This is a genomic window from Paenibacillus chondroitinus NBRC 15376, assembly GCF_004000765.1.
GTDB lineage: Bacteria > Bacillota > Bacilli > Paenibacillales > NBRC-103111 > Paenibacillus_E > Paenibacillus_E chondroitinus.
This window is the reverse complement of the sequence record NZ_BILW01000033.1, coordinates 68,692-75,027: the sequence shown is the minus strand read 5'-3', so window position 1 is coordinate 75,027 and position 6,336 is coordinate 68,692. Positions and strand designations below refer to the sequence as shown.

The window sequence follows — 6,336 nt, the reverse complement described above, 5'->3', positions numbered from 1 at the left end:
CTTCAATATACCATACTGAGTTTTTGTTTGCAACTTATTTTTTAAGTTGTTTTTCAACCATTTGCTCGTTGTCCTCAGCGGCAACTTTTATAAGATACCATAGACGCCACAGACAATGCAAGTACTTTCGACAAAAAATTTCGAGGCACCTTACGATGCCCCGAAATGGTCTTTCTTACTCTCCTTGACGCTCACGCATAAGCGGGAACAACAAGACATCGCGAATAGATGGGGCATTGGTCAATAGCATAACCAAACGGTCGATTCCTATTCCTAAACCACCCGTTGGCGGCATTCCATATTCCAAAGCACGAATGAAATCCTCATCCATTTCATGAGCTTCATCATTCCCCTGCTCTTTCTCACGAAGCTGAGCCTCGAAACGCTCCCTTTGATCGATAGGATCGTTAAGCTCAGTAAATGCATTCGCATGCTCACGAGCTACGATAAAGAGCTCGAAGCGATCCGTGAAGCGCGGATCTTCCGGGTTCTTTTTGGCAAGCGGTGAAATTTCCAGAGGATGTCCATAAATAAAGGTCGGCTGGATCAGCGTCTCTTCTACAAACGTCTCAAAGAATTGGTTCAAAATATGACCAAATGTCATATGAGGCTCCACCGGCACATTGTGCTCTTTGGCTAAGCGATGAGCTTCCTCGTTCGTCATTTGAACGCCGAAGTCTACACCTTTTACTTCTTTAACCGCATCAACCATGGAGATGCGTCTCCAGCCAACAGCTAGATCAACCACGTGATCCCCATAAGGAATTGAAGTCGTACCAAGAACCTCTTGAGCAATATGCGCAATAAGCTCCTCAGTCAGCTTCATAATGTCTTTGTAGTCCGCATAAGCTTCGTACAACTCGATCATCGTAAACTCTGGATTATGGCGCGTGGAGATCCCTTCGTTCCGGTATACACGACCAATTTCGTAAACTTTCTCTAGTCCGCCAACAATTAGGCGTTTCAAGTGAAGCTCAATCGCAATACGCATATGAAGCTGCATATCCAAAGCATTGTGATGCGTATTAAACGGACGAGCCGAAGCCCCTCCTGCAACCGAATGAAGCGTTGGTGTTTCCACCTCTAAATAACCCAGCGAATCCAGGTAACGGCGCATCGACTGAATAATACGGGAACGCAGAATAAATGTCTGTTGAACATCTTGATTCATAATCAAATCAACATAACGTTGACGATAACGCAATTCTACGTCACTAAGACCATGGAATTTGTCCGGAAGCGGAAGCAAGGACTTGGTCAATACCTCAAGTGACATAACCTTAATGGAGGTTTCTCCGGTTTTCGTTTTGAAAACAACACCTTGAACGCCAACCATATCGCCCAGATCCAAAAGATCAAAGGCTTTGTACTTATTCGCATCCAACGCATCTTCCCGAACGTAGATTTGAATTTTCCCTGTAATGTCTTGGATATGAGCGAAACTTGCTTTACCCATGCCTCTTTTTTGCATAATACGTCCTGCAATACTAACCTCGTGGTGCTCTTCGTCCAGCTCTTCCTTTGTTTTGTCCTGGTAAGCTGTCAAGATCTCTTGCGTTGTATGCGTTCTAACGTATTTGCTGCCGAAAGGGTCTACGCCCAAACCGCGAAGCTCGTCCAATTTGTTACGGCGAATGACGAGCAATTCGTTCAATTCCACTTCCTGGCTCATGTTTTCATCTCCTACATATTTTAGTAAAGGGTGCTAAAACCGGAAAAAAGCTTCCGTAAGGAAGCTTTCCAGACAATTTGCCTATGCTAAGCAAAGGTAAACTGCAACGGGGCTGCGGCTGCACGCTACTTTTTAATATCAACAATTTGATACTGAATGACGCCAGCTGGAACGTTAACATCAACGGTTGCGCCCTTTTGCTTGCCAAGAATTGCTTTGCCCACCGGGCTTTCATTGGAGATCTTATTCTGTAGCGGATCAGACTCCGCAGTACCTACAATATTGTACTCAACCAAATCACCGAATTCCAAATCCTTCAGTGTAACGATGGATCCTACACTTACCGTGTTGATATCCACATCGTCGTTATTAATAATCCGCGCATTGCGCAGCATTTTTTCTAAAGTGATGATTCTGCCTTCGATAAAGGCTTGTTCGTTCTTCGCATCTTCGTACTCGGAGTTCTCACTGATATCGCCATACCCGATGGCAACCTTGATTCTCTCCGCGACTTCGCGGCGCTTCACGGATTTAAGATGCTCAAGCTCGTCCTCGAGCCTTCTCAAACCTTCTGGTGTAAGAATGACCTCTTTTTCAGCCATTACCAACTGATCTCCCGTCATGTGAAAGATTTTCATATCGTTGAATCGATGCTTCCTGCTAGGAGTTAGGTCTTTATAGAGCTGATTCAAGTAGTATGAATTCACGGTTATAAAATTAGGAACTTACTCGTTTGTCTTTCAATATATGCAGGAACACATTAATATTGACTGATTATATTGCAACCGTTTCAAAATGTCAATCTCAACCATAGCTGCATGATTTAATGCAGTACGGGAGATTCTTCTTGGCTGGATGACGACGATTGCGCAGCAAGGTGCTCAACGTATTCATTCAGTGTCCGAACCATTTCATCACGCTTCAACATCTCCATAATGGCGTCCTTCACACGAGCTGCTCCTGTCAATCCTTTGAGGTACCAAGCCATATGTTTACGCATCTCTTTGACGGCAACGTGCTCGCCTTTGAGTGCTATGAGCCGGTCCATGTGCAGGATGGCGATGCGGATTTTCTCTTCCGGTGTTGGTTCCGGAGGTAACTCCCCATTAGCAAGATATTGAACGGTACGGTAGAGCATCCACGGATTGCCTAATGCTCCACGGCCGATCATGACGCCATCCACACCTGTTTGGTCCAACATGCGTTTGGCATCTTCAGGCGTAACTACATCACCATTACCAATAACCGGAATAGACAAAGCCTGCTTCACATCTCGGATAATGTTCCAATCCGCTTTTCCTGTGTAGAGCTGCTCGCGCGTACGACCGTGGACGCTAACTGCGCTGCCGCCGCCTCTTTCGACAGCTTTTGCATTTTCGACAGCATAGATGTGATCAGAATCCCAGCCGATCCGCATTTTGACGGTAACAGGTTTGTTTACTGCCTTTACGACGGTCTCGATCATTTGTTCAATTTTATCCGGTTGAAGCAGCCAACGTGCGCCCGCATCGCATTTGGTGATTTTCGGCACCGGGCAGCCCATATTGATATCAATGATATCTGCGTTGGTGTGCTGATCAACGATTTTGGCCGCTTGCACGAGTGTTTCCGTGTCGCCGCCGAAGATTTGTAAGCTGAGCGGTTTCTCCCGGTCATCTACATATAACATTTCCATGGAACGGGTGTTCCCGTGAACAATAGCCTTATCACTTACCATTTCCGCACATACCAACCCTGTGCCAAACTCTTTGGCAATCAGACGGAATGCAGGATTACAAACGCCTGCCATCGGGGCAAGCACAACTTTATTGGGAGCTTCGACATTACCTATTTTCAGCACCGAAGATTCCACCTCTCTTATCTCGCAACCACTGCGACTAACTCGTCCGGCTCGATACCAAGCACCTGCGAGATCTTATTAATGATTTTCGCATCCGGTTTACGTGTACCTCTTTCAATTGCACCCAAAATGGCGATCGATACGCCGAGTAAATCAGCTAATTCATTCTGGGTATATCCTTTCAATTTACGAAAAGCGCGTATGCGCTGAGCTACTGAGCTTTTTTCCATAACACAACGCCTTCCTTTCCTTCCAGTTTCTCCAGATTCGCGGAGATGAATTCAAATGCAGCATCTTGCCGCTCGTAGAGAACCTCTGAGAGAGGGACTAATACAAAAGCCCGCTCATGCATCCGCGGATGCGGAATGATCAAGTCGGGGGTCGTAAGCTGCTCGTCGCCGTACAGAAGCAAATCCAAATCAATCGTTCTTGGACCCCAGCGCACGTCGCGCTTTCTCCCCAAACGATTCTCAATGGCCAGCAATTTGAATAGCAAATCTTCAGCAGGAATAACCGTTTGTATCTGAACGACCATATTAAGAAAAGCAGACTGGTCTACATAGCCGACCGGCTCGGTTTCGTAAATACTGGACAAGCCAGTCACGACAATTCCCGATTCCTGGTTCAGCGCTGTAATCGCATCCTGCAAATATTGTTCGCGATCATTAATATTGGATCCTAATGCGACATAAGCTGCAATGCTGCGTTCTTGTTCTTCGGCTGTCATGTCGTTGCCCGCTTTCGGTTAATCTCTACAGTCACGCCGTCAAAAATAACGGCAAAGGGGGGATGCGGCTTAATGACGCGAACCGTCACTTCATTGATACTAGTATAAGTATGAAGAAGCATTGATGCAATGTTTTCCGCTAAAGCTTCAATTAATTGGAAAGTGTGTCCTTCGACAATTTCTTTCACTTTGAAAAAAACCTCGCCATAATTCACCGTATCATCGAGATGATCCGACTGTCCGGGTTTATGAAGCGGAAGCATCAGCTCGACATCCACATAAAAGCGCTGGCCCAATTTATTTTCTTCCGGAAAAACACCGTGATTACCAAAAAACTGCATGCGGGACAGTGTAATTTTGTCCATTGTTGTGGCCTCCTTCATTATGAGCGAATAATGGCATCCGTCATGACGGCGGCCCGCTTGGTTGCTAATACATCATGCACACGAACGATCCCGCAGCCCTGCGCGATTCCCAGTACCACAGTTGAAAGCGAACCTTCCAACCGCTCGGCCGGCGGCAGATTCAGTGTCATCCCGATCACGCTTTTACGCGATGTACCCAGAAGAACTGGATATCCAAGATCAACAAGAGGGCGCAGTTGGTTCATAAGCTGCAAGTTCTGTTCGTAGGATTTCGCAAAACCGATGCCGGGGTCCAAAATAATCCGTTCGTCGCGAACCCCCGCGTCTCGTGCTTGACTCACATATTGTTGAAGATCGCTTAGTACCTCTGGCAGAAAATCCTTATATTCCGTGTTCAACCGGTTATGGGTAATAATGAAGGGACAATCGTAGCTCGCCGCTACGCCAGCCATACGGGGGTCGGCCTGCCCGCCCCATACATCATTGATGATGTGCGCCCCTGCCGCCAAAGCTTGCTTAGCGACTTCCGCTTTATACGTATCTATAGAAATAGGAACGTTAATTTCACGACTTAGCGCATCAATGACGGGGATTACCCGCCGAAGCTCTTCCTCCTCGGTCACCTCCGCAGATCCCGGACGGGTGGACTCGCCTCCAATATCAATGATATCTGCGCCATCCTCAACCATCTGCCGTGCTCTGCTTATGGCATCTTCTACGGTGACATAGGAGCCGCCATCCGAAAAGGAATCCGGCGTTACGTTCAATATGCCCATGATGATCGTTCGATCACCGATGGGCAGCTCGTGTCCTTTACAGGATAACACTTTCATCTGCTGTTCACTTCCTGTATGTTTATCAATTTATCAATTTTCGTTATATGTCCGAATCAGTTCACGAGTTATGGGACCCGTTGTTCCTGTACCCACTGAAATCTTTTGACCACTAGGTGTATATAAAGTTGTGACCGGCACGATTTCTTGAATGGAATTGACCAAAAACACCTCATCGGCCTCCGTCAAATCTTCCCAACGATATAATCCATCTTGAGCAGGAATCTGACCTCTCTGGGCAATTCGCAGTACATGTGCTCTCGTAATTCCCGCCAAAATGCCTGTATCCAGCGATGGCGTGTAACATGTTCCGTCCTTAATGAAAAAGATGTTGCTGACAATGCCCTCAGCCACATAGCCCTCTTCGCTCATCATCAGACCCTCTGCGCCTGTGGCCCAGGGGTATTGGCTCAGCTCTCTTTTAGCCAAAATATTGTTCATATAGTGAAAGGACTTAAATCGGTACAAGCCCTCTGGTGTATTTCGAGGCAGTTTCAGCAGCTGTAAGCTTTTGCCCTCTTCATAAATTTTCGCATCCCTAGGGGGGAGCGCCTTGATATAGACAATCTCGGTAGGCTGACCGTAGTCCCCCGAAGGAAGACCAAGCGCTTCTACTCCAGCAGATACGGAAAAACGAATATAAGCATCCTGAAGCTCGTTCGCAGCTAGCAGTTCATCAATTAACTTCTGCACGCGCTCAAGATCAGGCTCATACTCAATACCTAGCTCCTTACACCCTTCCGCAAGACGATTCATGTGCTCAGCAAGGAGAAAAGGAACTTTGTTATAAGTGCGGAAGGTCTCAAAGAGACCTAGTCCGTAAAGAAAACCGTGATCATAAACCGAGACCACGGCTTGTTGTTCATCCATAAGTTTGCCATTGATGCTAATGATCATAG

General features: G+C 46.7%; 8 protein-coding genes. All 8 read right to left on the bottom strand.

Annotated features, from left to right (window positions below; translation table 11 throughout):
* Positions 1-175 precede the first annotated feature (175 nt).
* The 8 genes from lysS to pabC all read right to left on the bottom strand — a co-directional run bounded on the left by lysS (position 176) and on the right by pabC (position 6,334).
* Positions 176-1,672, bottom strand: coding sequence for a lysine--tRNA ligase (lysS, locus tag PCH02S_RS26790; protein WP_127457171.1), 1,497 nt, complete (start codon positions 1,670-1,672; stop codon positions 176-178).
* A 125-nt stretch (positions 1,673-1,797) separates the two neighbouring features.
* Complete coding sequence (gene greA / locus PCH02S_RS26785; protein WP_127457170.1) at positions 1,798-2,274, bottom strand: transcription elongation factor GreA; 477 nt, start codon at positions 2,272-2,274, stop codon at positions 1,798-1,800.
* A 221-nt stretch (positions 2,275-2,495) separates the two neighbouring features.
* A complete protein-coding gene (gene dusB, locus PCH02S_RS26780) occupies positions 2,496-3,512 on the bottom strand; it encodes a tRNA dihydrouridine synthase DusB (protein ID WP_127457169.1) in 1,017 nt (338 codons plus the stop codon).
* A 17-nt stretch (positions 3,513-3,529) separates the two neighbouring features.
* Complete coding sequence (locus tag PCH02S_RS26775) at positions 3,530-3,742, bottom strand: helix-turn-helix domain-containing protein (protein ID WP_127457168.1); 213 nt, start codon at positions 3,740-3,742, stop codon at positions 3,530-3,532.
* The gene (gene folK, locus PCH02S_RS26770) at positions 3,724-4,239 is read right to left on the bottom strand and encodes a 2-amino-4-hydroxy-6-hydroxymethyldihydropteridine diphosphokinase (protein WP_127457167.1); all 516 of its coding nucleotides are present in this window, start codon (positions 4,237-4,239) and stop codon (positions 3,724-3,726) included. The genes PCH02S_RS26775 and folK overlap by 19 nt, the downstream gene beginning before the upstream one ends.
* Entirely contained in the window at positions 4,236-4,604 is a 369-nt protein-coding gene (gene folB / locus PCH02S_RS26765; RefSeq protein WP_127457166.1) for a dihydroneopterin aldolase, read from the bottom strand. The genes folK and folB overlap by 4 nt, the downstream gene beginning before the upstream one ends.
* A 17-nt stretch (positions 4,605-4,621) precedes the next feature.
* Complete coding sequence (gene folP / locus PCH02S_RS26760; RefSeq protein ID WP_127457165.1) at positions 4,622-5,437, bottom strand: dihydropteroate synthase; 816 nt, start codon at positions 5,435-5,437, stop codon at positions 4,622-4,624.
* Positions 5,438-5,470: 33 nt separating this feature from the next.
* Positions 5,471-6,334, bottom strand: coding sequence for an aminodeoxychorismate lyase (gene pabC, locus PCH02S_RS26755; RefSeq protein ID WP_127457164.1), 864 nt, complete (start codon positions 6,332-6,334; stop codon positions 5,471-5,473).
* Positions 6,335-6,336 lie beyond the last annotated feature (2 nt).

Coding starts and splice junctions, on each gene's coding strand:
- folK (WP_127457167.1), bottom strand. CDS start 4,239: ATGACAGCCGAAGAACAAGAACGCAGCATTGCAGCTTATGTCGCATTA.
- PCH02S_RS26775 (WP_127457168.1), bottom strand. CDS start 3,742: ATGGAAAAAAGCTCAGTAGCTCAGCGCATACGCGCTTTTCGTAAATTG.
- pabC (WP_127457164.1), bottom strand. CDS start 6,334: ATGATCATTAGCATCAATGGCAAACTTATGGATGAACAACAAGCCGTG.
- folB (WP_127457166.1), bottom strand. CDS start 4,604: ATGGACAAAATTACACTGTCCCGCATGCAGTTTTTTGGTAATCACGGT.
- greA (WP_127457170.1), bottom strand. CDS start 2,274: ATGGCTGAAAAAGAGGTCATTCTTACACCAGAAGGTTTGAGAAGGCTC.
- folP (WP_127457165.1), bottom strand. CDS start 5,437: ATGAAAGTGTTATCCTGTAAAGGACACGAGCTGCCCATCGGTGATCGA.
- lysS (WP_127457171.1), bottom strand. CDS start 1,672: ATGAGCCAGGAAGTGGAATTGAACGAATTGCTCGTCATTCGCCGTAAC.